Raw genomic sequence first — 24,560 nt, 5'->3', positions numbered from 1 at the left:
CACGCCTACTTTTGAGGGGGGTGTGAGCACAGGTTGCTTTTTAGTATGTTCGGTACACCACGCGGGATGGCGAAAGGCCCCGGGGACTACCAGCCGCGGGTATCCACTCGGCCCCAGAGCTCGTTGCTCGCCAGCTCACCAGCGCTCGCCGTTGAAACGCCAACGAACACATCTCGTGCATCAGGATCATCAGCAAGAATGTAGCGGAACCACGCGGTCGCGTAACCGTCCCCGAGCTCTAAAACGTCTTTGTGGTCCGCGCCCAGGCGGCGGGCAATGATTGCCGGACCACCAGCTGCGTCAAAGTTCTCCTGGAGGTCTTCCCACGGGCTAACAAACCAGCGGTCCGAGCGGCCATCACTCGTCATCAGGAAAAGCGGTTCCTCTACGTCGGCTGTGTTGTAGTCCCAGTCATTGGACTGTGCCACTTTGTGGGAGGCCGGGCTCGCCGCATACACAGCTGCTACCTCCACTTGTGCCGCAGCGTTGATGGCACCTGCACCACCTTGTGAGTGTCCGAAAATACCGACCCGTGATCGGTCCACGCGAGAATCCAGTTCCGGCAATCGCTCGAGTAATTGCACGACATTCTCCCCTGTTCCGGTGTGGGGAGTCTCATCGCCGACAACCACGAACCCCCAACTAGCCAAGTGCTCCGCCACGGGTAGGTAGCTGCTCAGCGGCGTGTTCGTGCCATTAGCCATGACCACCGCCGGAAGCGGTCCCGCACCCGTCGGCGCCGCAACGGTCACATCACCGTCACGCCGCACGTCGACCTCGTGTGGCCCCTCGTCCGCGAACGACGCTTCCAGCGGGCCACCCGTTTCAGCGTTATAGCCAGCAGCCACGCCGTCATCACCGGTCACGCTATCTGCATCGACCCACTGCATGAATCCCACAAACCCGACAAACGCCACCACAATCACGGCCACCACGGCAATCATGCCAATCACAAGCTTTTTCATGCTCTACATTGTGATGTTCAAAAGAGCGAAAGGCACTAGCGCTAGCACTACTTTTTCCTGTACACAGCGCACGACCTAACTCACCCCGAAGGGAAGCACTTGCGGAGAATAAAGTACGAGCGCTCCTCATCCCGCAACGGTAGAGTTGACGCCATTTAGCCCACCTGACCCACAACTCACACGGAGCTATCCTCATGGCCCACTTTTCTGCACGCCAGCTCAAGCGCTTCATGGGATTCTGGCCACCTTTCTTAGGCGCGGGCATAAGGATCAAGGAATTCGCTGATGATGGGACTCGCGTCGTTGTCAGCCACAGGCCGAACATGCTGACCAAGAACGCCATGGGCGTGGCCTTCGGCGGCACGCTCTCCGCCATGACGGATCCATTCTTCATGCTCGCCTCCATGCACCGTCTGGGCAAGGAGTACCGCATTTGGGATGCCGCTGGTGAGATTAAGTACCTGAAACCCGGCCGCGGCACGGTCACCGCCGATATGCGTATCCCCGAGGAGACCTACGCACTCATCGAAGAAAAGACGGCCAACGGCGGGAAGTACCTGCATTGGTTCGACGTGGACATCCTTGATGAGGAAGGCGACGTCGTCGCGCATGTGCGCCGGCAGGTGTATTACCGACGCAAGCAGAAATAAGCAGCGAGTGCGAAAGCCTGCGCGTCGTCGCAGATGCTGGGGTTACCGGAGTATTTCCCAAAAATTCTGGCGCCGAGTTTACCTGGTAGTTTGATTCCATTTTGTCCACACCGGGAAGTTATGTGTTGTGGAAGGCCTCGCGCCCAATTATCCTTGAGGCACAACGTCAACCCGAGAAGGATAAAGCTGGGTTCCCGAATGGGAGTAGGGCTTCGGCCTGAGAATTCCTTTGCTCCGAGGGTTGGCATTTTTACTTTGTTCTCACCTTGGCCTGCAAGACAGGCCTAAACGACAAAACGTGTTGTTTAGGCCGATTTAGTAGCCGGTGACGATAGGAAAATACCCCAGCTGGAACACTGTCCTAGCCGGGCCTAATGGAGCCGCCTGCGAGAATCGAACTCGCGACCTTCTCATTACGAGAAAGAATATGGGGAACCAAGACAGTCAGAAACCCTACTTTAACAGGTCTTTTAGTTTCGCTGACTATCCCTTAATTTCCCCCAATTTCTAGCGAGTGTAGCCATTTCGTAGCCACACAGGCCCGAAAAATCTGTCAACAGTGTGCGGAGAGAGACGGGCTGACTCGAGGGCAGACGGGGCAGAGTCAGCCGGCCAACCCGCCTAAGATTCCAGCGCGGGGGATTAAAAAGAGCTCCCGTGCCGGTGAGGCGCGAGAGCTCAGGGAAGACGACTGTTAGCGAACCCAACCTTGCGGAGTGTCGTTGTTCTCCCAGTCAGGTGAGCGGCCATGACCAATTTCAACGCGGGGGATTTCCTCACGCTGGTTCATGGCGCGAACCGTGTTATCGGGGTCGTTGAGGTAGCTTTTAATCCAGTCTTCTCGTTGGGTGGGTGAGACCTTGCCGATTCGGATTGCTTGGTTAACGACTTGTTCAGCGGCCAGGCGGTCGTCTTGGTCGCGTGCTGTCACGCCACGATGGATCGCTTCTTGCATCTCTCGCCAGACTCGTCGGTCGACGGTGACGGGCGCTTCGGCGGCGTGGTTGAGGATGTTCAGGGCCGCTTCTTCTTGGCTTGTTTCGGAGAGCTTCTTACCGGCGGCGATGATGTCCTTGATGGTGGTGATGACGTCGTCGATGGTGGCTGACTCAACGTCAAGGTTGAGTAGGCTAGCGAGTTCTTCCCACTGTCCTTCGCTGAACGATGGCGCTGCAGCTTCGGGCGTGGTTTCGTTGCGGGAAAAGTTATCGAAGATTCCCATTGTTCGGCTCCTTCGGAGTTGTGTCAGGTTTGGTTTGGGCGCGTTGTCGCGTCCTGTGTATCGGTAGTTCTGCGCCAGGGCGTAGACCTTCACGTCGGTATGAGCGGCGGGTGTTGCGTGCTGGTTGATGCCGTTAGCGAGTCCAGCTTCGACAGCTTCGCGAGCACTGAACCATGTTTCTTCCCTCATGAGTTCTCGCCACTGGTCGAGGGTGCCACCGGCTTTCTCTGCGTAGATTGAGGCGATGTTTGCCGATACGCGGTCGAGGTCGGCGGCCATCTTCTCTAGCTGCGTGGCGTTGCCGTTAGCGGTGCGAAAAGCTTCATGAATCATGAGTTCGCTGTTGGGTGCCATGAGTACGGTGTTGCCGCCACCGATTGCGATGTAGCTGGCGGCACTGGCGGCGACTCCGTCGACGATGGTGGTCACGTGCTCGGGGTAGTTTCTCAGGGCGTTCATGATGGCGACTCCTTGGTAGGCGTCGCCTCCTGGGCTTGAGATTCGGACAGTGACTTTGCCAGTCATGGTGGACAGTTGCTTGCGGACACTGTGTGCGGTGCTGTCGCCTTCTCCGATGACGTCGTAGATAAGTATCTCGTTCATCTTGGTGTCCACTCCTTGGGGCTAGTGTGCCAGGCTAATGAGGGCGTCGTCGCCTTCGTCAGCGTCGTCTACAGCCCAACCAACAGTGATGCCGTCGCCAGCCGGGGCGGCTTTCCCGTCAGCTCCTACTGATACGGCGGCACCGGCGGTAAGAGCTGCAGCGGCGGTGACGGTGACGATGCGGCCGGATCCGCGTGCGACTCCTGTGAGGTCGCCGGGCTTGGCGTCGTACTTGCATACACCGGCGACGGCTTCGCCAGGCTTGGCCGGGGCGACGGTGATAAGGCCGCGCTTCATGGCGGCGGCGTATCCGAGGAAGGTCTTACCAGTGACGGCCTCGTCGACGTTGGCGGTGAGGTCGGTTCCGGGGTTGAAACGTTCTTTCATTTGGTTGGTGTACATCGTGGCCTCCTAGACGTTGTTGATGGTTGCGATGGCGGCGGGAAGGGTGATGCCCATGACTGGCATGGCGTAGCCCTGTACCCAGGTTTGGCGGTGGTGCTCGTCGCGCCAGGTGGTCACGGTGAGTGATTCTTCGTAACGCACGAAGCCAGCCTTACCGGGGTCGACGAGGTAGGTCTTCTCCTTCGGGACGTAGTTCGAAGAGATAAGTTCCAGTCCGAAGGTGTCGAGCATGGCTTTCATGTTGGGGCCGTATGCTGCGAGGATTCGGGACTTGGTGAGCGGGTTGACCAACATTTTGCTGTAGGTGATGCCCAACTCCTTGGTCTCTGCGATGGCGAAGGCGTCAGCGATAGACGAGGTGGGCCGCTCGTTTGGGGCGGTGATGGTGGCCGGGTCTCCTTCGAGAACAAGGTCACTCCACTTGGTGCCGGTATGGGCGATGGAGTTGGTTTCGCCAGATTCGTCGGCGGCGGCGATGGTTTCCATTGCGCGCTGATTGAGCTTGCGGCGAATCGTGTTGGACAGTGCGGTGACGTCGTTGTCGAAGTCGACGGTGAGGTTACGTTTGCGGGCCTCGTCGGAGATTGCGAACTTACCACCGTAGTCTTCTACGCGGGCGAGTTCAGCTTCGGGGCGCTCACGGTAGACGATGGCGTACTCGTCGCCGGGTTGGCGGGCGGTGACGTCGTTGTCGGTGTAGAAGTTCTTCTCGGTGGTCTTCGAGTAGATGACGGTGCCACCTTCAACCGGGCCTGCATCGTTGGAGAAGATGGTGTCAACGAGAAGGTTGGCGGAGGCAATTTCAGCAACTCGGGACGCGATTACCGTTGGGTTGGAGAGCGCTTCATCGATGCTGATAACGCCGTCCTTGTAGTCTGCGCGTGCAGGGTAGAAACTCATTTACTTATCTCCTTCGGTGTTGTTGGTTGCCTCGTCTTGGCCTGCCCAATACCCGAGAAGCCAGGTCGCCAGGTAGGACGGATTCGAGTAGGCGGGAACTGACGGCGAGTCAACGATGTGCGGGGCGACAGTGAACGTGACTTCGCGGTTGACGCCGTCGGCGGGCTTGAGGTTTCGGTCAACTGGGCAGCAATTCATGATTTGCCGAAAGTCCAGCGGGATTGAGTAAGACATGAGTCTCCCTTCATAGTTGTTGTTGGTTGTGAGCACGTCACCTGTAGTCGCGATAGGCCTCAACGTCTTCGCGGTTGAAGTACCAAGGTTTGCCGTTTCGAACTCCGGGGAGTCTGCCTCGTTGCGCCAGGCGGCGAACGTTGCGTTCTGAGCACCCGAGGATTTCGGCGGCGCTAGCTGTGGTGATTTGCTCATACTCTGCAGTGTCTTCGAAGGTGGGGCGTACTGGTTCCGAATGTCCTGTTGCGGAATGAATCTGGGCCGCTAGGTGAAGAATCTTCGGGTTGAGGTTCGCCCCGTGCCGTTGAGCTAGGTCAGCGGCGGCAAGAACAGCGGTGGATAGGCTGCGGGCGTCGTTGTAGCCAAGAATCATGAAGTCTCCTGAGATGAAGAACGGCTTACTCATTGCTGGGCCTTCTTTCCCAGTTCGAACGCTTCAACGTGGTCGACGATGCTGTCGGCGAGGCGATAGATGTCCTTGTCCTTGATTTCGAACGCAACTGACTTCCCATCATGCGAGGCGATGATGAAGCTCATGCAGCGGTGCCGCTTGTCATCTCTAACCTCGTTGATGGTGAGGTCTCCGGTTCGCCACTTAAGGCCTGGTGCCCTGAATCGTGCTCTCATGCTGTCTCCTTGCGCACGTATAGGCCGCGCTCGTTGATGCGGATAAGTCCCTTCATCTGCAGGTGCTCGATGATGGTGTAGAAGTCGCCGGCCTGGTCGAGTTGTTGTTTGGTGAGGTGTTTCTGAATCTGGTCGGTGGACTGTCCTCGGGTGGTGTCGAGGGCGTCGAGGATGGCGTCCTCAATATCATCTCCATGGGGAGAATTAGACGTATTGAGGGCGAAAAGTGCTCCAGTTGGGCCAGTGTGTGGCCCGTGGCCCGACTGTGATTTTTGCCTAGTTGGGCCATTGTGTTTCCCCTGCTTATCGCCAGTTGGGCCAGTTGGGACACGATTATTTACCCCTAGGGAGGCATTGGCCCGACTGTCCCGACTGGGCAGTGACCACGTCGCCACACGAGGGAACCCAGCAGAATGAGACTCGCCACCAAGATTCTTGAAGGCTCGTTTGATGGTGCGCTCGGATGCCACGGCGGCTTTCTTCGCGGCTTTCAGAACTTCGGCACGCGGGGTAGGGCCGCGCTCGGTGAGGTAATCTTCTAGCCACGCTTCGGCGTCAGTACGGTCGTCAGGGGTCTCGTCACTGTCGTTTTGCTCAAGAAGTTCAGTGGCGGGCGTATCAGTGAACTCGCCCCATTCGACAACACCAAGCTCGGTGAGTTCTCCGTCGTCGAGCTGCAGCGGGCGAGACACGATGGAGGCTTCGCGCGAAACAATGCCACGGGCTAGGTTCGCCTTCGTGTTGGTCACGATAAGCCTGCCATCGTTGTCTATGGCGGCGGCGAGAACACTACGAGCAATCTGACTCCAGGCGATGGAACCTAGAAGAAGACGGCCCGTGTCACTGCCTTCTTTCTTACCGAAGTGCGCTAGCCCAACGATGGTGATTCCGTATTTGTCCGCGCCAGCTGCGAGCGGTTCAAGGAACTGGCGGACATGGTCGTCTTTGTAGCCGTCGAGCTTCGGATCCATTGATGACTTCGCGGCGTCGAGGATGACGAACTTCACGCCTTGGTCGGAAAGCTCACGAAAGAGAAGATCCGTGTCCTGAGGAAGAAGAAGGTGCCCGTCAGCTCCGCTCTCTGTCTCAACGTCGATGAAAAAGACGTTATCGAGGTTGGCGCCTGCAGCCTGCAGGCGAGGTTTGACGGTGAATGAGCGGGAATCTTCGGAGTTGAGGTAGGCGCACTTCATGCCCCGGTTGCTGAACTCCGCTACCCAACTACATGCGATAGTTGATTTACCGATACCTTCACGGCCTGCGAGAAGGGTGAGCATGTTCGCGGGAATCCATTCGGGAATGAGCCAGTCAACTTTCTCGGTTTTCACACTGCCAGCTTTGACGAGCTTCACGCGGCGGCGACCAACTTTCTCACCAACAGCAACGAGGTCGTCGGAGGTGTGTCCGGCGGCGATATGGTCGGAGAGGTCTTTACCTTCGGCGGCGTGAACAATCCGCACGGAGTCAGGGCGAGCCTCCAGGCCGGTGAGGTGGGTTAGGACGTTGTAGGCGCGCTTCTCGCCTTGGCTATCCTTGTCGGCAACGATGATGACCTCACGGCCCTTAAGCGGCGTCCAGTCGGCTTTGGCGGGGCTAGTGCTTGCGCCTTGTGCTTGGGATACGGCGGCGGCTTTCCACACGGTAGCGGCGGTGGTGGCGTCCTTCTCGCCTTCTACTACGTAGACCGGGCCAGGTGTGGCCAACGAGGGCAGGCCGTACAGGTTAGTGCCCTTCGTGTTGCCAGACTGTTTGAAGTACTTCTCTGGCGAGCGGTGCACGAAGCGGCCATCACCATAGTCATAGCGAACACCCTTCGGGCTATCGAAGAGATCACTTGTGGTCATTCCGAGGTGGTCGAGCACTTCGTCAGTGTCGCCGTTGTGGCAGTAGACGAGAAGCTGAGTCCCGTTGTAAGTGATGCTCGTTCCTCGGTCTTGGTCACTGTGGCCCGGTGTTTGCACCTGGGCGCGTTTACCGGATTCAAGTTCGCGGTAGTGGAGACCGCTTCGTTCTACGGCCTCGATGAATCGTTGATAAGAGTTGTCAGCGCTATGCACTTCAAGAATCTTTCTTTCATGGGATGACAGGAGGAGAGACGAAATGGAATTGTGTTTGTCGGGGTGCCCACGTGGTTGACACTGTGTGTGGGCCTGGTGCCCTCCAGCGGCTCGAACGCTGGTGCCTGCCAGTAGGGCTAACGGGGTGACTTAGTAGTAGTGAGGGTCATACGGGAACTTGTTTAAGTCCGTATTCCGAAGCGCTTCGATCGCAGCGTTCGCCATGACTTCAGCGAGTAGTTGAAGGTTGAAGTCGTATAGGTAGATGTGCTCGGCCAGGATGTCGAAGAGACGGTCTTGGAGGTGCGATTCGAGGTAGAGCGGATTCATCTCCACGTCGGAATATCCGTAGTCGCTGCGCATTGCGCAGTATTGGTCAATGGTTTCTTTGCCGTTGTAGGTCTCCTTGGTGATGTTCATCTCGGGGATGTACTTCGGCTTGGTTCGGCGTGCCATGCTGGTGCTCCTTAGCTTGCGATTAGGTCGAGGTAGGACTGATAGCAGTCGTTGAGGTAGTCACATGCCTCAAGCTCTGTTGAGAAGACGTAGAAGTCCTCACCTGAAAGCTCTTTGACGTGCCAATCTCCATCGCCGGGCCTGAAAGACACCATTTGTCGCGGTGGTGCGGCGAGGTAGTCAAACTGTCCGCTCAGTACTGCGTTGGGATACTTGATGAAGATTCCGATTGTCATTCCGTGGTAGATGACCTGAAAAGTTCTGACGTTAGGGTCGTCGGAATCGAAGTCGTCTGCGTGCGCTGAATAGTCAAGTTCCTTGAGTTGGTACTTGGTCACGGTGTGCTCCTTATGCTGCGAGGGTGTTGGGGAGGTCGAGGTGTTGGAGTAGGTCTTCGGCATCAGCAACAAGGACGGCGTCGGCCATGTCGAGAAGGTCAATCACGTTCATTAGTCGTCACACTCTCCCCAAGACGTGAGGCCAGCGCGCTCTAGGTCGAGGTCGTCGACGGCCTTCATCGCGTCCAGGATGGCCATGAAGTCGCCGCCTTCGCGGTAACGGGCAACAAGTTCGTACTGCAGATCAACCGGAGACAAGTCGTCGCGTCCTGTGATGCGAGTGATCTCTTCACGCTTGCGCCAATAGTGGCGTCGTTCCTTGCTCTGGCGCTCGTGTGCGGCGAGGCGCTCACGATTCAGTGCTTCTTGGTATTCCTCAACGACCTTGCGAAAGTTCTTGAAGAGTCCAGTGTTTTCTTTCTGTATTGCGCCAAACTTCTTGTCGAGTTCACGGAACTCGTCAGAGGTGGCGGTCTTCGCTTCATTGTTGATGCGACGAAGCTTTTGGTTGTTGACGGAGATAGCAGCGTGAACCCTGTCGATGGCTTTACGGAGTTCGCGACTGCTAGACTCATGGGTATTCGAGTTCATATCAACCTCGTTCTTTCCCTCGTTGGTGTTCCCAGCACCGGCGGGGGTCTTCTCGTTATTCGTGGTCATTAGTGGTTTCCTTCCTAGAAAAGTCCGGCCTTCATGGCTTTGGAGCAGATGATCAGGTCGTCAGAGGTGAGTTCACCAATCGTCTTGGTGATGACGTCAACGCTGTCCGGGTCGCGGATTTCAACGGGCAGCTCAGCGAAGTCCCAAGCGTTTTCCGGTGGTGCTCCGTGGATAGCGAAGTACTCCAAAAAGTCCAGTAGCGCCTGGCGTCCTTCTTCGAGTTGTTCGGTCGAGAATGCGGTCATGAGATTTTCCTTCTTATGCGGCGTTGTTCTGGTTCGGGATAGCAACGTCAGGCGTGCCGTTCGGATGCATCGTGGTGATGTTGTCCGGGCGGTAGGCCACGCCTTCGGGGTCGGTAACGACTTCGCCCTTGTAGTGCAGGCGAACCGGAAGCCCATTGCTGTAGTGAGTGGCGCGGTGCACGTTGTGATGCATCGCCTCACGGCGGACGGCGTCGCGAATGTTGTCGAGGATGTAGATCGCGTTCTGCAGATTGTCCGGCAACTCGTCGAACTCCGGGCAAGTGCCGTTGAAGTCCTGAATCTCTGCGTTAGCGGCGTCGAGTGAAGCGAGAACACTGTCAGCGAGATACGCGAGCGAGTCTTCGGCGCGGTAGTTCTTCATGATGATTCCTCCTAATCGGATTGAGTAGCGGCGATAATGTCTCTCTTGGCCAGTCCCGTTGTGACGATGCCTAGGCTTTCAGCGAACTTGCGCCACTCGGCGATGCTGGCGCTCTTGGCCGGTCGTTGAACCTCTGGTTCGTCAACGTGCTCGTCGAGGGGCTTGGCCGGCGGTGCTGGTTCCTCATGCTCCCGGCGGCGCTTGGGTTGCTCAGTTACGGCGAAGGCTTCGGGAAAGTTGCTGAGCACTTCGGCGCTGATTTCTGCGCGAGTGCCAGCAACGAGAAGCTCGTCAGTGACGCCTGGGCGAATGCTCTGAGTAACCTTCACTTCGATTCGCTCACTCATGCCGCCTCCTTTGGCAGCTCGTCGGTGCGAGTACGAAGTTGCGACTCTTTCCACGCTTCAACGTCTTGGGGGCGATAGAACACTTTGCGCCCGACCTTGTAGTACTTCGGGCCGTTTCCTCGGTACCGCATCTGTGCCCACGTCTGTCGCGTGGTGTTCGGAAAGAAAAGCACCATATCTTCTGGGGTGTAGTCAGTCATGTTTACTCCTCACTGACTGGAATCGAATCAAAATCTAGCAGTATTGACTGCTATGCACTTAGTCTTACAGGGTGTTGGAAAAATTGTCAACAACCCACTAAAGTGACTGACATGCAGTCAAAAAAGTGGCATGAAGAGATAATCGCGAACATTGGGCGTGCGGTAGAGAATGCGCGTGATGGAAAATCAGACCGCTGGATCTCCGAAAGAACCGAGAAGCTCGGTAACCCACTTTCTCGAACAGCAGTGTCCGAATACCGGCGCGGCGTGCGCAAAACTATTTCGATTGCTGATTGGTTAACACTTGCGGCCGCGCTGGGCGTACCTCCTGTTTCGTTGCTCCTTCCTGAGCTTCCTGACGGGCGCATCAATCTTCTGCCTGCCGTAGGAGACGTGAATCAACTGGATGCTTTCATGTGGATTGTCGGAGAACGCCAAACCATTCCCGATGGCTTCAATCCCGTTTTTTCGATGGAAACAGGTAGCGAGATGGCGGAGGTCAAGGGACGCCGCGAATACAGATCCTCGTTGGATTGGACTCAAGGATCATTCGATATTCGGGGCGAAGAAGAACCCAGCCGCGAAAAACTATTGCTAGACGTAGTACGTGAACTCCGTGCCGTGCTGGTGGAGATTCAGAGCATTCGAACACCATTTGAAGTGTTTGAACACCTTGGGGACGATGCGGCGAAGCGGCAAGCAATCAACCTCTATGTGAATCAACTGCAAGAGAAGAGGGCAGAACTCGAAAAAATCGAAGACCGGATTATAAAGCTAGATGGCGTAATTCAGGAAGAGCACATAGTGGAGTATGACCAAGATGGCGAGCGTTGAGCCGTACTACCTCAAGCACAAAGAAGGCGACGAGAAGGCCAAAAAGCGCGCAATGCGGTACATGGTGCAATACCGCACCCCAGACCGAAAACTGACGAAAAAGCGCGGTTTCAAAAGGAAGAAGGATGCCCAAAAGTTCGCTGACGAAGTTGAACGAACCAAGAGCACCGGAACGTTCATTCACCCCCAGGCCGGGCGCGCCACAATCTCCGAAATTCGCTCACTATGGCTCCCCTCCCAGGACGCACTAGCCCCACGCACCAAACGAACCAATCTTTCGGCCTACAACGTTCACATAGCCTCACATTGGGGTGAATGGCCGGTCAACCGCATTACAGCTCCAGACGTGCGGCAGTGGGTCTCTGACATGCAATCCGAAGGCAAGAAGCGCGACACAATCCTTCGCGCGGTCTATGTCCTTCGGTCACTTTGTGAGACCGCTGTTGAGGCGAAGATGATTCCAGCGAACCCGGTTCAAAAGATCTCCGTTAAGCGAGAGAGCAACCCACGCCGCGCCTACCTCACGCCTGAACAAGTCGAGGTTCTTGTCCAGGTGCAGAACACAGACAACGAGAAAGCCATCATCTACACGATGGCGTATTGCGGGCCGCGTATAAGCGAGATAGCAGCTTTAGACGTTGGAGACTTCGATCCAGTTTCACGGCGGCTACATGTTGATAAGTCGGTCAAAGACTACGGGGTCGTTGGCCCTACGAAGACCTATGAGAATCGGCGTGTGCCGGTTCCTGAGTTCCTTTGCCGAAAGTTGATTGACCTTGTTGGGGCGAGGCCGTCAGACAGTCCGCTGTTTCTGTCAGCGGAGGGCCAACGTCTCGATGTGGGGAACTATCGTGCGCGGGTGTTTAAGCCAAGTGTTGAGGCTGCAGCGAAGATGTGGGAGGACGAGGGTAGGCCGGGGGAATTTCCGGCAGTCCTCCCCCATGGGCTTCGCCATACTTGTGCAAGCTTCGCAATCAGTGTTGGGGCCAACGTGAAAGCCGTCCAGGGTCTCCTTGGGCATGAGTCTGCAGCGGTCACCCTGAACGTCTATGCGGACTTATTTCCAGACGACCTGAACCAAGTTGGAGAAGCACTTAATGCCCTTCATAATGACGTCAGTTAACTGGGGGATGTAGCCAAAACGTAGCCACGGAGGCCGGTATTTCACCTAACAAAACAATCCCCCGCAACCATTCATACTGGCCACGGGGGATTTGGTGTGGAGCCGCCTGCGAGAATCGAACTCGCGACCTTCTCATTACGAGTGAGATGCTCTACCGACTGAGCTAAGGCGGCACTCGGTGCAGTGTGTATATGCACCGCGTGAGAGTTTAGCCTAGGCCTGGGCTAGGAAAGAAATCGGGCCACTTGATGTGGGGCACGTGCAGCACAAGTGCAGGTTAGCGCGCGCCGCAAGCCAGGCGCAGGCGCCCCACCATGCCGTCGAAGGCCACTTGTGGGGTGACGTTCTGCGGCAGCTGCTCGCGGCAGGTGCGAATGGCGGACTGGGCGGCAAGCAGGCCGTCTTCGCTCACGCGCTGGGCAAGTTCGCCCGCCAGGCCCGCGAAGTCCGGGTGGGTCATCTCCACCTCGGCGCCGACTTTGAGCATGAGCGCATCGCGATAAATACCGGCGAGATCTACCAGGGCGATGTCGAGGCCGTCGGCGATGCGTCGTTTAGCGCGCTTCTTATGGAGCTCCTCCAAATCCTTGAGGGCGCTGCGGGCGTCGCGCTGCGCCTTTGCCGCGCCCTTGCCCTTGGCACCAACACCGAAGGATTGCTCGATCTTGGAGCGCTCCGCCTCCTCCGCCTCCGCATGGGAGTCCTTGGCGTCCTTCTCAATGAACTTCAGAAGCGCGGTGACGGATTGGAAGGCCTGGGATCCGTGAAAGACGTCTTCGGCCAGGTTGATTGCCATGGCGCGGCGCTTTTGTACGGCCGGGTCTTTGACGAGGTGTCGGGCACGGCCCACGTGGCGCAGAGTAGTCACGGCGGCGAGGCGCGCGTCGTCCTCGCTTGCGCCTTCGGCGACGAGCTGCTTGACCACACCCTCCACACTCGGCGCCGGAATATAGAGGTGCCGGCAGCGCGAGCGCAGCGTGACCGAGAAGTCCTCCGGGTCCTCTGAGGGTGCCACCATGATGATGACGGTGCGCTCCGGTGGCTCCTCCACGGTCTTCAGCAACGCGTTGGCAGCCTCGTTGCGCAGACGGTCGGCCTTGTTGAAGATCACCACGCGCCAGGGAGCGACACTCGGCAGGCTGGCCGCGCGCCCGATGACCTCACGGGCCTCGCCCACGGTGATGAACTGTTCCTTCGGGTCCACGTAGACCAAGTCAGTGTGCTCGTGATTCTCCAGAACGCTCTGGCAGGACGGGCAGCGCCCGCACCCCGGGTCGCCGTTCTCATCAGCAGAAGTACACATGAGGGCAGCCGCGAAGCACTGCGCGGCCAGCGAGCGCCCGGCACCGGGAGGGCCCGTAAATAGCCAGGAATGACTCATCGCGCGCGGGTCGCCCTCGCCCCGCGCCGCGCGGGCAGCGCTGAGGATGGTGTGGGCGACGGAGGGGGCGTCGGCAAGCCTGGCGGCAACGCTGGAGGTGTTCACTCGCCCTAGCCTACTGGGATAACTAGAGTTGTTAATCATGAACAGACTGATGCGTGGCGCCCGCTGGTTGTGGGGCACCCAATGGCCGATGTACGCCGCGCTCGTCTTGGGCGCCAACATCATCGGCGCCATCGCGATTATGACCTTTGTGGTCTTCTTCCTCCCAATGCCGGAGATTTCGGAATTCATCTCCGAAACGCCGCACCTGTGGACCTACGGCTCGCTGTTTGTCATCTTCGCCGTCATCATCGGCATTGCGGTCACACTCCGCATTTTCCGGCCAGTGCTGGATTGGCAGCGCAACCCGACGGCCCACGACCCCAACATGGTGCGCAACCTGGTGCTGCGCATCCCCATTTACCAGGCTGGTGTGGCCGCCATGGTGTGGTTCCTCGGCATCATCCTGGCGGTGGTGCTTGCTGGCCAGCAATCAGCGCGTCTGGGAATCGTGGTAGGAGTGTCCTCCACGCTGGCCGGTGCGCTCGTGGTGTTGCTTACCTATCTACAGGCAGAGCGCCTCGTGCGGCCCGTCGCGGCTGAGGCCGTGGCGCGGCGCTTCGAGGATTCGACGTTGGAGCCGCCGATTAAGTACCGCCTGCTGTCCACGTGGCTCATGACGTCCGGCATCCCGCTCATCGGCATCATCTTGGTCCACTTGGGCCAGAAAATGGGAATGTTCACCGCCGATACCTCCGATATCATTCCCGCCATCATCGCGCTGAGCATCACCGCGTTGGGCACGGGACTAATCGGCACCATGTTCGCATTGATGAGTGTGGTCGACCCCATCCTGGAGCTACAGGACGCCATTAACCGCGTGCGCCGCGGTGAGACTGATGTCCAGGTGGATATCTACGATGGTTCTGAGCTCGGCGTGCTGCAGGCAGGTTTTAACGAGATGATGCGTGGCCTGCGCGAGCGCCAGCGCGTGCGCGATATTTTCGGCCGCTACGTCGGCACTGAGGTGGCCCAGCGTGCTCTAGAAGAACGCCCGGAACTCGGCGGCGAGGACCGCAAGGTGGCCGTGCTGTTTATCGACGTCATTGGGTCCACCACCTTCGCGGTCAACCACACCCCGGAGGAGGTCGTGGAGGAACTTAACAAGTTCTTCGAGCACGTCGTGGAGGTCGTGCACCGCAACAAGGGCATTATCAACAAATTCCAGGGTGACGCCGCCCTGGCCGTCTTCGGTGCGCCACTCACGGTCTATGACGCCAACTCCATGGCGCTGCAGGCTGCCCGCGAGCTGCGCCAGGAGCTGCGCGGTCTACAGCTACAGGCAGGCATCGGCGTGGCCGCGGGCCACGTGGTGGCCGGCCACATTGGTGGTGCGGACCGCTTTGAATACACCGTGATTGGCGACGCCGTCAATGAAGCCGCTCGCCTGACCGAACTGGCCAAGGACACGCCGGGACAGGTGCTCACCAACTCCGCCACTCTGCGCGGAGCCAACGAGGCGGAGCAAGCACGCTGGACGCTGATGAAATCCATTGAGCTGCGTGGGCGCCGTCGCATGACGCAGTTGGCACGCCCCATTCGCCCGACGTTGGCCGAACGCGCCCAAGGATAAATAAGCTCTTGTGATTCTGGTAACTTCGGGGCCATGCTCCAACAGCCACACCAGCCCTATCCGCCACGTCAGACTTCGAGCCCTCGCCTCCTTGTCCCCGATGTCGCTCGCGGCATGGCCCTGCTGGGCATCGCTCTAGCCAACATCACTACCGCGTGGATCATGAACGACGGTGATGGTCCCGACGCTTATTTCGGCGGCGTCGAGACCCTCGCGGACAAGATTTATGTGGTCTTTGCCGCCATGTTCGTCCACGTGCGCGGCCTGCCGATGTTCTCCACGCTATTAGGTTTCGGCGTGGGACTTATCGCGATGAGCCTGTGGCGCCGAGGTTTCCCGCTGGGCCGCGCGCGGGCGGTGATTGCGAAGCGCTACGGGTTCTTGACTCTGTTCGGAGCACTTCACTGCCTCTTCCTGTTTATGGGAGACATCATGATGCTGTATGGAGCCATAGGCATACTCATCGCACTGTTACTTTCTGTAACCGACAAAACCCTCATGCGCGTGGCCTATGTACTCTTCGGTTTCCAGGTAGTTGCCGGCATTGGCATCGGTGTGGCCGTAGCCTTCATCGACACCTCAGATTTCAACATCGGGAGTGTCCCCTCAGCAGAGAGCTACGTGGGGCTTTTGGGCGAGCAAGCTGTTGCGCTCCTCGCCCATGCTGTGTCCTTCCCCTTTACCGGCGTCGTCGCCCTGCCGGTCATGCTTGTGGGTTTCGTGTGGGCGCGCCGCGGCACCCTGGCCGGGGGTCATAAGCGCGAGCTGTGGGCGTGGACCGTCTTAGCTTTAGCCATCATCCTTTTCCTCGGCCTTCCTTGGGGCCTTTCCACGATTGGGGTGCTGGACCCAGCACTGGCGGAACCCCTCAACGCAGCAAATAGCTTCATCGGTATGCTCACCGGGCCGGGCATCGTGGCGGCGGCGACGCTCGCCTTGGAGCCCCTACAGCGCCGTGGCGCGCGCCCGTGGTTCCTGTGGCCGTTGATTGCGCTGGGAAAGCGTTCCATGACCGGCTATGTGCTGCAGTCCGTGTTCTTCTTGGCGCTGGTCTACCCCTTCACGCTGAACATTGGACCGGAGTTCAGTGCCACGGGCCAGGCAGCGCTGGCCGCCGGCGTGTGGCTAGCAACGCTCCTCATCGCCTGCGCGCTCGAGGCCGCGGGCAAGCCCGGTCCTTTCGAGTGGGTTCACCGCCGCCTGTCCTACGGCAAGACAATGCGCCCGGAATTAGGGGCTGCGCCTAACCGCGGCCCTTCCGCGCCAGCCCATCCACCAGCAGCACCAGGCCTACCGTCTGGGCCGCCGACTGGCCCGCAGCCAGGAGCTTTCCCACAGCCGTTCCCACAGCAGGGAGCTGCGCCGCACGCGTTCCCGCCACCGTCGCAGCCTCGGAGGCCAGAAGAAGGTTAGCGCCGTGGCTAATCCCCTGCGTAGATTCAGCAGCACGCAAGGTCGGGTCGCCGGCGAGTGCAGAAAGTGCGGCCGCGGGAAGGCCAGCCACAGCAGAAGCGAGGCGCTCGCCGCGGGTGCGGGCTACAGCTATGCCAGCCGCCCACGCCCCGACACGCAAGCCCCACCCCGTCGCGTCGTTGCGCGCACCGCGTAGCTGCCAGGCGAAAGCGCCGTACTGGGCGGTGACACACGCTACGCCGAGCGCGGTCGGTTTGGCGGGTTGTCCATTCTTGCCACGCTTAGCGGCCTGGCCCACCGCCGACGCGATGAGTCCCACGCGGGTCTCTGGTGAGCAGTCGGGGCGCAAGGCCAAGAGCACAGGTGCCGCAATCGTCGTCGCGGTGCCCAGCGTGCGCCACGTCAACAGGCCCGACCATGTGGCGGTCTCCCCCGCGGCAAGCGCACCGAGGGTGAAGTGATCGAGTCCAGTAAAGGCTGGGCGCACCGCGCGCAGGAGAGCCGCAGTGCCTTCCTGGGTACGGTCCAGCATGTCGCGCGCGAAGCTGGTCTTCATCGCCTAGCTACTTCCTGCGCGATCCGGCCTTGACCACGTTTTTCGTGCCTGGGGAGGGCTTCTTCGTGGCCTTCTTGGTCGCCTTGCGCGTCGACTTCTTGGTCGCCTTGCGCGTCGACTTCTTGGTGGCCTTCTTCGTCGACTTCTTGGTGGCCTTCTTCGTGCCACCGTTGGCGGCTTCCTTGGCGCGGCGCTCGGAGAGGAGTTCGTTCGCGCGGGCGTCGGTAAGCTGCTCCGGATCGTCGCCACGGCGCAGAGAAGCATTCGTCGTGCCGTCAGTGACGTACGGGCCAAAGCGGCCGTCCTTGACCGTCATCGGCTTGCCGGAGACATCATTATCACCCAGCTGCTTAATCGGCGGCTGCGCGGCCGCGCGACCGCGGCGCTTCGGCTCCGCGTAGATGCGGCGCGCCTCATCCAAGGTGATGGAGAAAATCTGATCCTCGTTGGCCAAAGACCGCGAGTCCTTGCCCTTCTTCAGGTACGGGCCATAGCGGCCGTTCTGGGCAGTAATGACCTCACCGTCCACCGGGTCCACGCCCACCTCACGCGGCAGACTCAGCAGCTTGAGAGCTTCCTCAAGGGTGACGCTGGCCGGTTCCATCGAGCTAAACAGCGAGGCTGTGCCCGGCTTGAGCTTCTCTTCGATGTACTCAGCAATGCGCTTTTCCTTCTGCTTCGCCGCGGTCTTAGTCTCCCAGTTCTTCGCGCGCTTGCCCTCGGCAGCACGCTGGGCGTCCTCGGCGGCGCGCTCTTCTTTAACGATCTCCTCGGCTTCGGCCTCGGCTTTCTCGCGCTCATCCTCACGTACCTGCTCAGTGACGTACGGGCCAAAGCGGCCTTCCTTGGCCACGATGGTGCGGCCGTTTTCTGGGTTCTGCCCTAGCTCGCGCCCGCCCTGCGGGGTGGCAAAGAGCTTCTCCGCCAAAGCCTCGTTGAGCTCGTCCGGAGTAACGGTTTCAGACAGGTTGGCGCGCTGGTACTCCACCGTGCCGTCCTCGTTGGTGCCCACGGCGCGCTCAATGTAGGGACCGTAGCGGCCCACGCGCACGAAGACATCGCGGCCCTCGGCGTCGGTGTAGAGGCGCAGGGAGTTAACCTGGCGGGCGTCGATAGCCTCAAGGTTGATGTCCACCAAGGACTTCAGACCACCGTGGCGCGCGATGGACGCAGCCTTCTGCTCACCTGCTTCAGTGTTGCCAAAGTAGAAGTTGTTCAGCCACTCAGTGCCGTTCTCACGGCCGGCGGCAATGGAGTCCAGCTCGTCCTCCATCGAGGAGGTGAAATCATAGTCCACCAGCTCGGTGAAGTTATTCTCCAGCAGGCCCACCACCGCGAAGGCAACCCACGAAGGCACCAGCGCGTTGCCGCGGGAGAGCACGTAGCCGCGGTCCTGGATGGTCTTGATGATGGAGGCGTACGTCGACGGGCGGCCGATGCCCAAATCTTCCATCTTCTTGACCAGGCTGGCTTCGGTATAGCGCGCCGGCGGGTTGGTCGAGTGGCCGTCGGCGGTAACGGCGGACGTCGTGAGCGTATCGCCCTCGTTGAGGTGCGGCAGGCGCGACTCCTCGTTCGACCCCTTCGCCGCCACATCCTCGTAGGCCTTAAGGAAGCCCGGGAAGGTAATCGTGCGGCCGGTGGCGGAGAAGTCCACGTCGTGGCCATCGGCAGAAGCCTGCACAGTGACCTTCATGGACGTGCCCTTGGCATCAGCCATCTGGGATGCCACGGTGCGCTTCCAAATCAGCTCGTAGAGCTTGTACTCCTCGGCGTCGAGCTGGCCTGCCAGCTGGCCCGGGGTGGCAAAACGCTCACCCGAAGGGCGAATGGCCTCGTGGGCCTCCTGTGAGTTCTTCACCTTGCGGTCGTAGGTACGCGGGCCCTCGGCCACGAACTCGGCACCGAAAATGGATGTTGCCGCCTCACGGGCAGCACCTAGACCCTGCTTGGACAGGGAGGTCGAGTCGGTACGCATATAGGTAATGTGACCGTTCTCGTAGAGACGCTGCGCAATGCGCATGGTGCGCTCCGAGGTGTAGTGCAGGCGGCGGCCAGCCTCCTGCTGCAGCGTCGAGGTCATAAACGGTGCGGAAGGTTTGCGCGAATAGGGCTTGTGCTCGACGCTGGCCACCGTCATGGTGGAGCCTTCCAGCGCGCTGGCCAGCTGCTCCGCTTGAGCCTGCTTGACGACGACCACCTCGTCACCCTTCAGCTGACCCCTATCGTTGAAGTCACGGCCAGCGGCGACACGCTTACCGTCGAGGGCGCTCAGACGGGCATCGAAGTCCGGGGTGGACTGCAACGTCGCCGTGAGATCCCAGTATTCAGCCGGGATAAACGCCATGCGCTCACGCTCACGCTCCACGATGACGCGGGTTGCTACCGACTGCACGCGGCCAGCCGATAGGCGCGGCATGACCTTCTTCCACAGCACCGGGGAGACCTCGTAACCGTAGAGTCGGTCAAGGATACGGCGGGTCTCTTGGGCGTCGATAAGATCGGCGTCGAGCTCACGGGTGTTCTCCGCAGCTTCTAGGATCGCGGACTTGGTGATCTCATTGAAGACCATGCGGCGCACCGGCACCTTAGGCTTGAGTACTTCCAGCAGGTGCCAGGCAATGGCCTCGCCTTCGCGGTCGGGGTCTGTTGCGAGGTAGAGCTGATCGCACTGCTTTAGCTTGGCCTTAAGGTCAGCGACCTTCTTCTTTTTGTCTTGGCTGATGACGTACAGCGGGGTGAAGTTATCCTCCGGGTTCACACCGAGGCGCGCCCAGGATTCCTTTTTGTACTTAGCGGGGACGTCGGCAGCGCCGCGCGGAAGGTCGCGGATGTGACCGACGGAGGCCTCGACGATGTACTTATCGCCGAGATAAGGCTGAATCTTCTTCGCCTTGGTTGCTGACTCGACGATGACCAGGGTCTTCCCCGGGCCGGTACCTTCTGCCACTTCTGCTTCATCCCTTCCGATGGCTAACCCTCTGCTGGGCAATTGCCCCTAGCGTACACAGATAAAGGCTCACTGTAGTTATTCGGGCCGCTGTGCGTCCACACGTGAGGGGTCTATACTTGCCGTCTGAGAAAGACCCCTACAGCGTGACGCAGGGAGAAGACGTGATTGCTTCTATTACCGCATGGTTCGAGGTCATCATGGCCACCCAGTGGATTTATCCGCTGGTGGGCACCCTGATTTTCTTCGACTGCTTCTTCCCTGTGCTGCCCTCAGAAATCCCCCTCAACATGGTGGGCGCCTGGTCCGGCTCGCAAGGCTTCCCGCACCTGCCCACGATATTTTTCGCCGCCATGGTGGCCGCCATCTTGGGCGATAACTTGTGTTTCCTTTTGGGCACGCGGCTTATTGCCCTTATTAATAGAGCCCAAAAAGGCACCAAGGCCTACGACGCCTTGACCTGGGTCAAGCGCAATATTCGGCGCAGCGGTGGTGCGGCCATCATCATTGCGCGTTTTATCCCCTCGGCCCGCCTGTTTATGACGATCCTCCTGGGCTCCATGCGCTACCCTTGGCCGCTGTTTTTCTTCTTCGACACCATCGGCGTGCTGCTATGGGTAATCCAGGCACTAGCCATTGGTTACCTAGGCGGCGTAGCTTTTTCGGGCTCGCCAGCCATCGCCATGATCATTTCCATCATCGCCGCGGTCATTGTTGGCTTTGGCCTGCAAAAAGGACAGAACAAGCTCATGGAATGGTGGGATACCCGCCGCGGCTACGCGGAAACTCCCTAGACCGTCTCGACGTGCGTAGCCTGTGGGCCTTTGGGGCCGTCGCTGACCTCAAAGGAAACGCGCTGGTTATCTTCCAACGTACGGAAACCCGTGCCCTGGATTTCGGTGTAGTGCACGAAGAGATCGCCGGAGCCGTCCTCCTGCTCGATGAATCCATAACCTTTTTCGGCGTTGAAGAACTTGACGGTACCGTATGCCATGAAGAGTTGTCCTTTGCGGAAATAAAATGCTCAATCTGTTGCACTAGTGTGCCACGTTTTGGGAATACATGGCAGAAATGTGGAGGCGAGCGTGAGCGAAAACCCTATGGGCGAGGAGCTCGTCGAGCACCTCGTCGAGCGCTTCGCCGAATCCGAGCTGACGCACTCCACGACGCTGCCAGCCCAGCCTGCCCAGTATGCGCCGTGGCCCGAGTGGGTCCTGCCGGAGTTACAGGCGGCGTTGGGGGAACGGGGCGTCGCCAAGCTCTATGCCCACCAAGTCGCGGTAGCGGAGGCTGCGTGGTCTGGCCAAGACGTGGTGGTGGCCACGGGCACGAGTTCGGGAAAGTCCCTAGGCTACCGCCTGCCCATTCTCACGCGTTTGGCGCAGGACCCCACCGCCTGCGCGCTGTACATCACGCCGACGAAGGCGCTGGGCTCGGATCAGTTGCGTGCGGTGCTGGAGCTCACGCAGGGTATCGCCGCGCTTCACGACGTCCACCCCGCCCCCTACGACGGCGATACCCCCACCGAAGCACGCGCCGGCATCCGTGACCACGCGCGGTTCATTTTCTCTAATCCGGACATGATTCATTCCTCCCTGTTGGGCGCGCATCAACGCTGGGCACGCGTGCTGCGGCATTTAAAGTTCATCGTCATCGATGAAGCACATGCGTACCGCGGCGTGTTTGGGGCGAATGTGGCACTGGTCGTGCGCCGGCTTATGCGCCTGTGCGCACATTATGGCTCGCGGCCGGTGATTATTGCCGCCTCGGCCACCATGCGGGATCCCGCCGCCCACGCGCTGCGGCTGACGGGGCGGGACATGCTCGCTGTCACTGAGGACGGCGCGCCGACGGGCGCGCGGACCGTGGCCTTGTGGGAGCCCGGGTTTATGGAGGGCATCGAGGGGCAGAACGGCGCGCCGGTGCGTCGTGCTGCCACCACGGAAGCGGCCTGGATGATGGCCGCGTTAGTGGCGCAGGGAGCGCGAACGTTGACGTTTGTGCGCTCACGACGCGCGGCAGAAACCACGGCATTGCGCGCAGCGGAAGAGCTTTCTGGCCGGTTGGGCCGGCCCGATTTCGCTCGGCGCATTGCCGCCTACCGTGCCGGCTACTTGGCCGAAGACCGTCGCGCGCTGGAACAGGCCCTCGACGACGGCTCCCTCCTTGGTGTGGCCACGACATCTGCGCTGGAGCTGGGCATCGATGTCGGCGGGCTTGATGCCGTAGTCACGGCCGGCTTCCCTGGCACTGTGGCGAGCTTTTGGCAGCAGGCTGGCCGCGCGGGCCGCCGCGGGCAGGGCTCACTCGTCGTACTTGTCGCCCGCGATGAGCCGATGGACACCTACCTCGTGCATCACCCGGAAGCGCTGTTGGGCCGGCCAGTCGAAGCCAGCGTGTTCAACCCGGCCAACCCCTATATCCTGGGCGGGCATGTCTACTGCGCGGCGGTGGAAAAGCCACTATCCGATGCCGACGTTGCCGCTTTCCAGGCTGAAGCCGTGGTCGAGGACCTAGCCCAGCAAGGTTTGCTGCGACGCCGCCCCCAAGGCTGGTTCGCTGCTCCCCTACCTGCCGGCTCGGCTGACCTTACCCCGGAGACCGCGCATGCGGCTGTCTCCCTGCGCGGCGGGTCAGGCGAAGAAGTCATGATTGTCGATGCCTCCGACGGCCGCCTCCTCGGCACCATCGATGCCGCCCGCGCCGTGAGCCAAGTTCACCCCGGCGCGGTCTACCTGCATCGCGGCGAAAGCTTCGTCATCGAAGACCTACAGCTTGGTAGTACTGATGGTTCTGCGTCCCCTGAGCCGGGCGTGGCCCTGGCCGTGCCGAAGACACCGGACTACACCACCCAGCCGAAGTCCACGACGGATATCCGTATCCTCCGCGAAGCCGACGAGTTAGTGAACTACGCGCAGGGCCTGTGGGTAGCAAGCTTGGAGGTGGAGGTAACCGACAAGGTAACCGGCTACCAGGTCCGACTTCCCGATGGCTCCGTGGGCGAGGAGGTGCCCCTCGACCTTCCGGAACAGTGCCTGGTGACCCGCGCGGTGGCCTACACCATCGATCCGCTGGCACTCGCAGCGATGGGAGTCACCGCGGGGCGCACACCGGGCACTCTGCATGCAGCCGAGCATGCCGCCATTGGTTTGCTGCCGCTCATTGCCACGTGCGACCGCTGGGACATTGGTGGCGTGTCCACCGCACAACACGCGGATACGGGCCTGCCCACGGTCTTCGTCTACGACGGCCACCCCGGCGGTGCCGGCTTCGCTGAGGAAGGATTCCGCCGCTTCCCCGAGTGGATCGAGGCCACCTTTGAGGCCGTGCGTTCCTGTCCTTGTGAGTCCGGCTGCCCGTCCTGTGTGCAATCCCCCAAGTGCGGCAACGGCAACAACCCGTTGGATAAGGCAGGCGCTGTCGCACTCCTCGGCGCGCTAGTCACGATGACGAAATAAGCAGAGCTGCATCTTCTTAGATTGGGCCGGCGCGGGCGATGGCACTGCGGCCACGCATGCTGGCGGTGACTTCAACGTCGCGGTCATCAACGGCACAGGTGTCAAGGCGCGCGTTGTTTAAAGCGGCAACCTCCTCAGCTTTCGAGCAGGCGTCCCTGCCCTTGGCCAGATCCCAGGCCCCGGCCACGGCGGCAAGATCGGCCGCTACCTGCGCTGCGTGGCGTGCAGCAACGGCAGAACCGACTGCTGCTACGGCCAACAGCAGCGAGGCGACAGCGGCGATGATCCCGGCGGTGACGACGGTGGCATAGCCGTCGTCACCGGCCAGAGTTCGCCCCCAGCTGCGTTGACGACGCCTCACGGTCGCGCTCCTGAGTCTCTACCAGCTCCGATCTCCGCAGGAAAGACCGCCTGCGCGCGCATGGTTCCCAAAGGTGCTGGGACGGCGGCTTCCGCAGTAACAAGGCCGGAGGATTCAGTAATGGTGACCGCAACTCCCTCACGCTGGTAATCCACCCCGATAGCAGCGGCTCGCGCAGCGGCACCCGCCGCATCAACGGCAGCGAGGTGGGCAGACAGCGTCGCTATACCGCCCACGATTCCCGCGGCCACGATGACCAAGGAGGCGAGCGCGAGGGCGGCCTCGATGGTGACGGAGCCGGCGTCGTCAAGCACCTGCATTAGACCGGAGTATTGGAGAGCGCGTCGGTGATGATGGACGTGATAGCACTGCTGACTTGGCCGCCGTTGATCACGGCGTAGAGCACCGCGGCAAGGGCTGCTGCTGCGAGCGACCCCATGGCGTACTCAATCGTCGACATCCCGTCCTCATTAAGGATTTTTGCCTTGTTATCGAGTGTTTTCTGCATGATTGTACCT

Annotated in this window: 28 protein-coding genes and 1 tRNA gene; 7 read left to right on the top strand and 22 right to left on the bottom strand. The window is 60.0% G+C overall.

All coding sequences use genetic code 11. The features are described from left to right. Positions 1 to 86 precede the first annotated feature (86 nt). Complete coding sequence (locus tag NX84_RS02435; protein ID WP_039673402.1) at positions 87 to 965, bottom strand: poly(ethylene terephthalate) hydrolase family protein; 879 nt, start codon at positions 963 to 965, stop codon at positions 87 to 89. 194 nt (positions 966 to 1,159) lie between these two features. Here NX84_RS02435 and NX84_RS02430 point away from each other — a divergent pair, with 194 nt between their 5' ends. Beyond that, the gene (locus tag NX84_RS02430; protein ID WP_039673400.1) at positions 1,160 to 1,615 is read left to right on the top strand and encodes a DUF4442 domain-containing protein; all 456 of its coding nucleotides are present in this window, start codon (positions 1,160 to 1,162) and stop codon (positions 1,613 to 1,615) included. Between the two features lie 694 nt (positions 1,616 to 2,309). Here the strand turns inward: NX84_RS02430 and NX84_RS12320 are convergent. From NX84_RS12320 to NX84_RS02360, 14 genes are all read right to left on the bottom strand, one after another. Next, positions 2,310 to 3,440: a head maturation protease, ClpP-related gene (locus NX84_RS12320; protein WP_052319629.1), complete on the bottom strand. Its 1,131-nt coding sequence runs from the start codon at positions 3,438 to 3,440 to the stop codon at positions 2,310 to 2,312. 21 nt (positions 3,441 to 3,461) lie between these two features. Then, positions 3,462 to 3,842: a capsid cement protein gene (locus NX84_RS02420; RefSeq protein ID WP_039673398.1), complete on the bottom strand. Its 381-nt coding sequence runs from the start codon at positions 3,840 to 3,842 to the stop codon at positions 3,462 to 3,464. Between the two features lie 9 nt (positions 3,843 to 3,851). Further along, positions 3,852 to 4,745 (bottom strand): major capsid protein, encoded by an 894-nt coding sequence (locus NX84_RS02415; protein WP_052319628.1) that lies wholly within the window; start codon positions 4,743 to 4,745, stop codon positions 3,852 to 3,854. Next, positions 4,746 to 4,979: a hypothetical protein gene (locus tag NX84_RS02410; RefSeq protein ID WP_039673396.1), complete on the bottom strand. Its 234-nt coding sequence runs from the start codon at positions 4,977 to 4,979 to the stop codon at positions 4,746 to 4,748. Positions 4,980 to 5,016: 37 nt separating this feature from the next. Continuing rightward, positions 5,017 to 5,385, bottom strand: coding sequence for a helix-turn-helix domain-containing protein (locus tag NX84_RS02405; RefSeq protein WP_039673394.1), 369 nt, complete (start codon positions 5,383 to 5,385; stop codon positions 5,017 to 5,019). Further along, the gene (locus tag NX84_RS02400; protein WP_039673391.1) at positions 5,382 to 5,606 is read right to left on the bottom strand and encodes a hypothetical protein; all 225 of its coding nucleotides are present in this window, start codon (positions 5,604 to 5,606) and stop codon (positions 5,382 to 5,384) included. The genes NX84_RS02405 and NX84_RS02400 overlap by 4 nt, the downstream gene beginning before the upstream one ends. After that, positions 5,603 to 7,663: an AAA family ATPase gene (locus NX84_RS02395; protein ID WP_052319627.1), complete on the bottom strand. Its 2,061-nt coding sequence runs from the start codon at positions 7,661 to 7,663 to the stop codon at positions 5,603 to 5,605. The genes NX84_RS02400 and NX84_RS02395 overlap by 4 nt, the downstream gene beginning before the upstream one ends. A 150-nt stretch (positions 7,664 to 7,813) precedes the next feature. Then, entirely contained in the window at positions 7,814 to 8,119 is a 306-nt protein-coding gene (locus NX84_RS02390) for a hypothetical protein (RefSeq protein ID WP_039673390.1), read from the bottom strand. 11 nt (positions 8,120 to 8,130) lie between these two features. Beyond that, entirely contained in the window at positions 8,131 to 8,457 is a 327-nt protein-coding gene (locus NX84_RS02385) for a hypothetical protein (RefSeq protein WP_039673388.1), read from the bottom strand. Positions 8,458 to 8,568: 111 nt separating this feature from the next. Further along, positions 8,569 to 9,117 (bottom strand): hypothetical protein, encoded by a 549-nt coding sequence (locus tag NX84_RS02380; RefSeq protein ID WP_039673386.1) that lies wholly within the window; start codon positions 9,115 to 9,117, stop codon positions 8,569 to 8,571. A gap of 14 nt (positions 9,118 to 9,131) precedes the next feature. Then, entirely contained in the window at positions 9,132 to 9,362 is a 231-nt protein-coding gene (locus NX84_RS02375) for a hypothetical protein (protein WP_039673384.1), read from the bottom strand. A 13-nt stretch (positions 9,363 to 9,375) separates the two neighbouring features. Beyond that, positions 9,376 to 9,744 (bottom strand): hypothetical protein, encoded by a 369-nt coding sequence (locus NX84_RS02370; RefSeq protein ID WP_039673382.1) that lies wholly within the window; start codon positions 9,742 to 9,744, stop codon positions 9,376 to 9,378. An 11-nt stretch (positions 9,745 to 9,755) separates the two neighbouring features. Continuing rightward, the gene (locus tag NX84_RS02365; RefSeq protein ID WP_039673380.1) at positions 9,756 to 10,091 is read right to left on the bottom strand and encodes a hypothetical protein; all 336 of its coding nucleotides are present in this window, start codon (positions 10,089 to 10,091) and stop codon (positions 9,756 to 9,758) included. Next, positions 10,088 to 10,291 (bottom strand): helix-turn-helix transcriptional regulator, encoded by a 204-nt coding sequence (locus NX84_RS02360; protein WP_039673378.1) that lies wholly within the window; start codon positions 10,289 to 10,291, stop codon positions 10,088 to 10,090. Before NX84_RS02360 ends, NX84_RS02365 begins: the two co-directional genes overlap by 4 nt. 111 nt (positions 10,292 to 10,402) lie before the next feature. On the opposite strand from NX84_RS02360, the gene NX84_RS12315 reads away from it, so the two are divergent. Together NX84_RS12315 and NX84_RS02350 are read left to right on the top strand one after the other, a co-directional pair. Continuing rightward, positions 10,403 to 11,125: a hypothetical protein gene (locus NX84_RS12315; RefSeq protein ID WP_052319626.1), complete on the top strand. Its 723-nt coding sequence runs from the start codon at positions 10,403 to 10,405 to the stop codon at positions 11,123 to 11,125. Further along, positions 11,103 to 12,248, top strand: a complete 1,146-nt coding sequence (locus NX84_RS02350) for a site-specific integrase (RefSeq protein WP_052319625.1) — start codon at positions 11,103 to 11,105, stop codon at positions 12,246 to 12,248. The genes NX84_RS12315 and NX84_RS02350 overlap by 23 nt, the downstream gene beginning before the upstream one ends. A 97-nt stretch (positions 12,249 to 12,345) precedes the next feature. Here the strand turns inward: NX84_RS02350 and NX84_RS02345 are convergent. After that, a tRNA-Thr gene (locus tag NX84_RS02345) sits at positions 12,346 to 12,421 on the bottom strand. Positions 12,422 to 12,525: 104 nt separating this feature from the next. Continuing rightward, complete coding sequence (locus NX84_RS02340; protein ID WP_082013885.1) at positions 12,526 to 13,773, bottom strand: DNA polymerase III subunit delta'; 1,248 nt, start codon at positions 13,771 to 13,773, stop codon at positions 12,526 to 12,528. Between NX84_RS02340 and NX84_RS02335 the strand changes: the two genes are divergently transcribed. Both NX84_RS02335 and NX84_RS02330 read left to right on the top strand, forming a co-directional pair. Continuing rightward, the gene (locus NX84_RS02335) at positions 13,772 to 15,304 is read left to right on the top strand and encodes an adenylate/guanylate cyclase domain-containing protein (RefSeq protein WP_039673376.1); all 1,533 of its coding nucleotides are present in this window, start codon (positions 13,772 to 13,774) and stop codon (positions 15,302 to 15,304) included. The two genes, NX84_RS02340 and NX84_RS02335, sit on opposite strands and share 2 nt — an antisense overlap. 33 nt (positions 15,305 to 15,337) lie before the next feature. Further along, the gene (locus NX84_RS02330; protein ID WP_052319624.1) at positions 15,338 to 16,717 is read left to right on the top strand and encodes a DUF418 domain-containing protein; all 1,380 of its coding nucleotides are present in this window, start codon (positions 15,338 to 15,340) and stop codon (positions 16,715 to 16,717) included. A 563-nt stretch (positions 16,718 to 17,280) separates the two neighbouring features. Here the strand turns inward: NX84_RS02330 and topA are convergent. Beyond that, the gene (gene topA / locus NX84_RS02325; RefSeq protein ID WP_039673374.1) at positions 17,281 to 20,223 is read right to left on the bottom strand and encodes a type I DNA topoisomerase; all 2,943 of its coding nucleotides are present in this window, start codon (positions 20,221 to 20,223) and stop codon (positions 17,281 to 17,283) included. A gap of 200 nt (positions 20,224 to 20,423) precedes the next feature. Between topA and NX84_RS02320 the strand changes: the two genes are divergently transcribed. Next, entirely contained in the window at positions 20,424 to 21,017 is a 594-nt protein-coding gene (locus NX84_RS02320) for a DedA family protein (RefSeq protein WP_370664350.1), read from the top strand. On the opposite strand, the gene NX84_RS02315 is transcribed toward NX84_RS02320, so the two are convergent. Beyond that, positions 21,014 to 21,217 carry a cold-shock protein gene (locus tag NX84_RS02315; protein WP_039673371.1) on the bottom strand — a complete coding sequence of 68 codons (204 nt, stop codon included), beginning with the start codon at positions 21,215 to 21,217 and terminating at the stop codon, positions 21,014 to 21,016. The genes NX84_RS02320 and NX84_RS02315 overlap by 4 nt on opposite strands. Positions 21,218 to 21,323: 106 nt before the next feature. Between NX84_RS02315 and NX84_RS02310 the strand changes: the two genes are divergently transcribed. Beyond that, complete coding sequence (locus NX84_RS02310) at positions 21,324 to 23,681, top strand: DEAD/DEAH box helicase (RefSeq protein ID WP_174519880.1); 2,358 nt, start codon at positions 21,324 to 21,326, stop codon at positions 23,679 to 23,681. A 16-nt stretch (positions 23,682 to 23,697) separates the two neighbouring features. On the opposite strand, the gene NX84_RS02305 is transcribed toward NX84_RS02310, so the two are convergent. The 3 genes from NX84_RS02305 to NX84_RS02295 are packed head-to-tail and all read right to left on the bottom strand — an operon-like array spanning position 23,698 to position 24,550. Next, positions 23,698 to 24,042, bottom strand: a complete 345-nt coding sequence (locus tag NX84_RS02305; RefSeq protein WP_082013884.1) for an Rv3654c family TadE-like protein — start codon at positions 24,040 to 24,042, stop codon at positions 23,698 to 23,700. After that, positions 24,039 to 24,362: a hypothetical protein gene (locus NX84_RS02300; RefSeq protein WP_039673367.1), complete on the bottom strand. Its 324-nt coding sequence runs from the start codon at positions 24,360 to 24,362 to the stop codon at positions 24,039 to 24,041. Before NX84_RS02300 ends, NX84_RS02305 begins: the two co-directional genes overlap by 4 nt. Beyond that, complete coding sequence (locus NX84_RS02295; protein ID WP_039673365.1) at positions 24,362 to 24,550, bottom strand: DUF4244 domain-containing protein; 189 nt, start codon at positions 24,548 to 24,550, stop codon at positions 24,362 to 24,364. The genes NX84_RS02300 and NX84_RS02295 overlap by 1 nt, the downstream gene beginning before the upstream one ends. Positions 24,551 to 24,560: the final 10 nt, after the last annotated feature.

It is taken from the genome of Corynebacterium minutissimum (assembly GCF_000805675.1).
GTDB classification, from domain to species: Bacteria; Actinomycetota; Actinomycetes; order Mycobacteriales; family Mycobacteriaceae; genus Corynebacterium; species Corynebacterium minutissimum.
This window is presented reverse-complemented; position numbering and strand designations above follow the sequence as displayed.

What these genes read in the sequence shown, in the direction of transcription:
- NX84_RS02340 (WP_082013885.1), bottom strand. Translation starts at nt 13,773, where the DNA reads ATGATTAACAACTCTAGTTATCCCAGTAGGCTAGGGCGAGTGAACACC.
- NX84_RS02295 (WP_039673365.1), bottom strand. Translation starts at nt 24,550, where the DNA reads ATGCAGAAAACACTCGATAACAAGGCAAAAATCCTTAATGAGGACGGG.
- NX84_RS12315 (WP_052319626.1), top strand. Translation starts at nt 10,403, where the DNA reads ATGCAGTCAAAAAAGTGGCATGAAGAGATAATCGCGAACATTGGGCGT.
- NX84_RS02310 (WP_174519880.1), top strand. Translation starts at nt 21,324, where the DNA reads ATGGGCGAGGAGCTCGTCGAGCACCTCGTCGAGCGCTTCGCCGAATCC.
- NX84_RS02365 (WP_039673380.1), bottom strand. Translation starts at nt 10,091, where the DNA reads ATGAGTGAGCGAATCGAAGTGAAGGTTACTCAGAGCATTCGCCCAGGC.
- NX84_RS02320 (WP_370664350.1), top strand. Translation starts at nt 20,424, where the DNA reads ATGGCCACCCAGTGGATTTATCCGCTGGTGGGCACCCTGATTTTCTTC.
- NX84_RS02335 (WP_039673376.1), top strand. Translation starts at nt 13,772, where the DNA reads ATGAACAGACTGATGCGTGGCGCCCGCTGGTTGTGGGGCACCCAATGG.
- NX84_RS02370 (WP_039673382.1), bottom strand. Translation starts at nt 9,744, where the DNA reads ATGAAGAACTACCGCGCCGAAGACTCGCTCGCGTATCTCGCTGACAGT.
- NX84_RS02380 (WP_039673386.1), bottom strand. Translation starts at nt 9,117, where the DNA reads ATGACCACGAATAACGAGAAGACCCCCGCCGGTGCTGGGAACACCAAC.
- NX84_RS02300 (WP_039673367.1), bottom strand. Translation starts at nt 24,362, where the DNA reads ATGCAGGTGCTTGACGACGCCGGCTCCGTCACCATCGAGGCCGCCCTC.
- NX84_RS02415 (WP_052319628.1), bottom strand. Translation starts at nt 4,745, where the DNA reads ATGAGTTTCTACCCTGCACGCGCAGACTACAAGGACGGCGTTATCAGC.
- NX84_RS02420 (WP_039673398.1), bottom strand. Translation starts at nt 3,842, where the DNA reads ATGTACACCAACCAAATGAAAGAACGTTTCAACCCCGGAACCGACCTC.
- NX84_RS02330 (WP_052319624.1), top strand. Translation starts at nt 15,338, where the DNA reads ATGCTCCAACAGCCACACCAGCCCTATCCGCCACGTCAGACTTCGAGC.
- NX84_RS02360 (WP_039673378.1), bottom strand. Translation starts at nt 10,291, where the DNA reads ATGACTGACTACACCCCAGAAGATATGGTGCTTTTCTTTCCGAACACC.
- NX84_RS02430 (WP_039673400.1), top strand. Translation starts at nt 1,160, where the DNA reads ATGGCCCACTTTTCTGCACGCCAGCTCAAGCGCTTCATGGGATTCTGG.
- NX84_RS02350 (WP_052319625.1), top strand. Translation starts at nt 11,103, where the DNA reads ATGACCAAGATGGCGAGCGTTGAGCCGTACTACCTCAAGCACAAAGAA.
- NX84_RS02315 (WP_039673371.1), bottom strand. Translation starts at nt 21,217, where the DNA reads ATGGCATACGGTACCGTCAAGTTCTTCAACGCCGAAAAAGGTTATGGA.
- NX84_RS02435 (WP_039673402.1), bottom strand. Translation starts at nt 965, where the DNA reads ATGAAAAAGCTTGTGATTGGCATGATTGCCGTGGTGGCCGTGATTGTG.
- NX84_RS02405 (WP_039673394.1), bottom strand. Translation starts at nt 5,385, where the DNA reads ATGAGTAAGCCGTTCTTCATCTCAGGAGACTTCATGATTCTTGGCTAC.
- NX84_RS02390 (WP_039673390.1), bottom strand. Translation starts at nt 8,119, where the DNA reads ATGGCACGCCGAACCAAGCCGAAGTACATCCCCGAGATGAACATCACC.
- NX84_RS02375 (WP_039673384.1), bottom strand. Translation starts at nt 9,362, where the DNA reads ATGACCGCATTCTCGACCGAACAACTCGAAGAAGGACGCCAGGCGCTA.
- NX84_RS02400 (WP_039673391.1), bottom strand. Translation starts at nt 5,606, where the DNA reads ATGAGAGCACGATTCAGGGCACCAGGCCTTAAGTGGCGAACCGGAGAC.
- NX84_RS02410 (WP_039673396.1), bottom strand. Translation starts at nt 4,979, where the DNA reads ATGTCTTACTCAATCCCGCTGGACTTTCGGCAAATCATGAATTGCTGC.
- NX84_RS12320 (WP_052319629.1), bottom strand. Translation starts at nt 3,440, where the DNA reads ATGAACGAGATACTTATCTACGACGTCATCGGAGAAGGCGACAGCACC.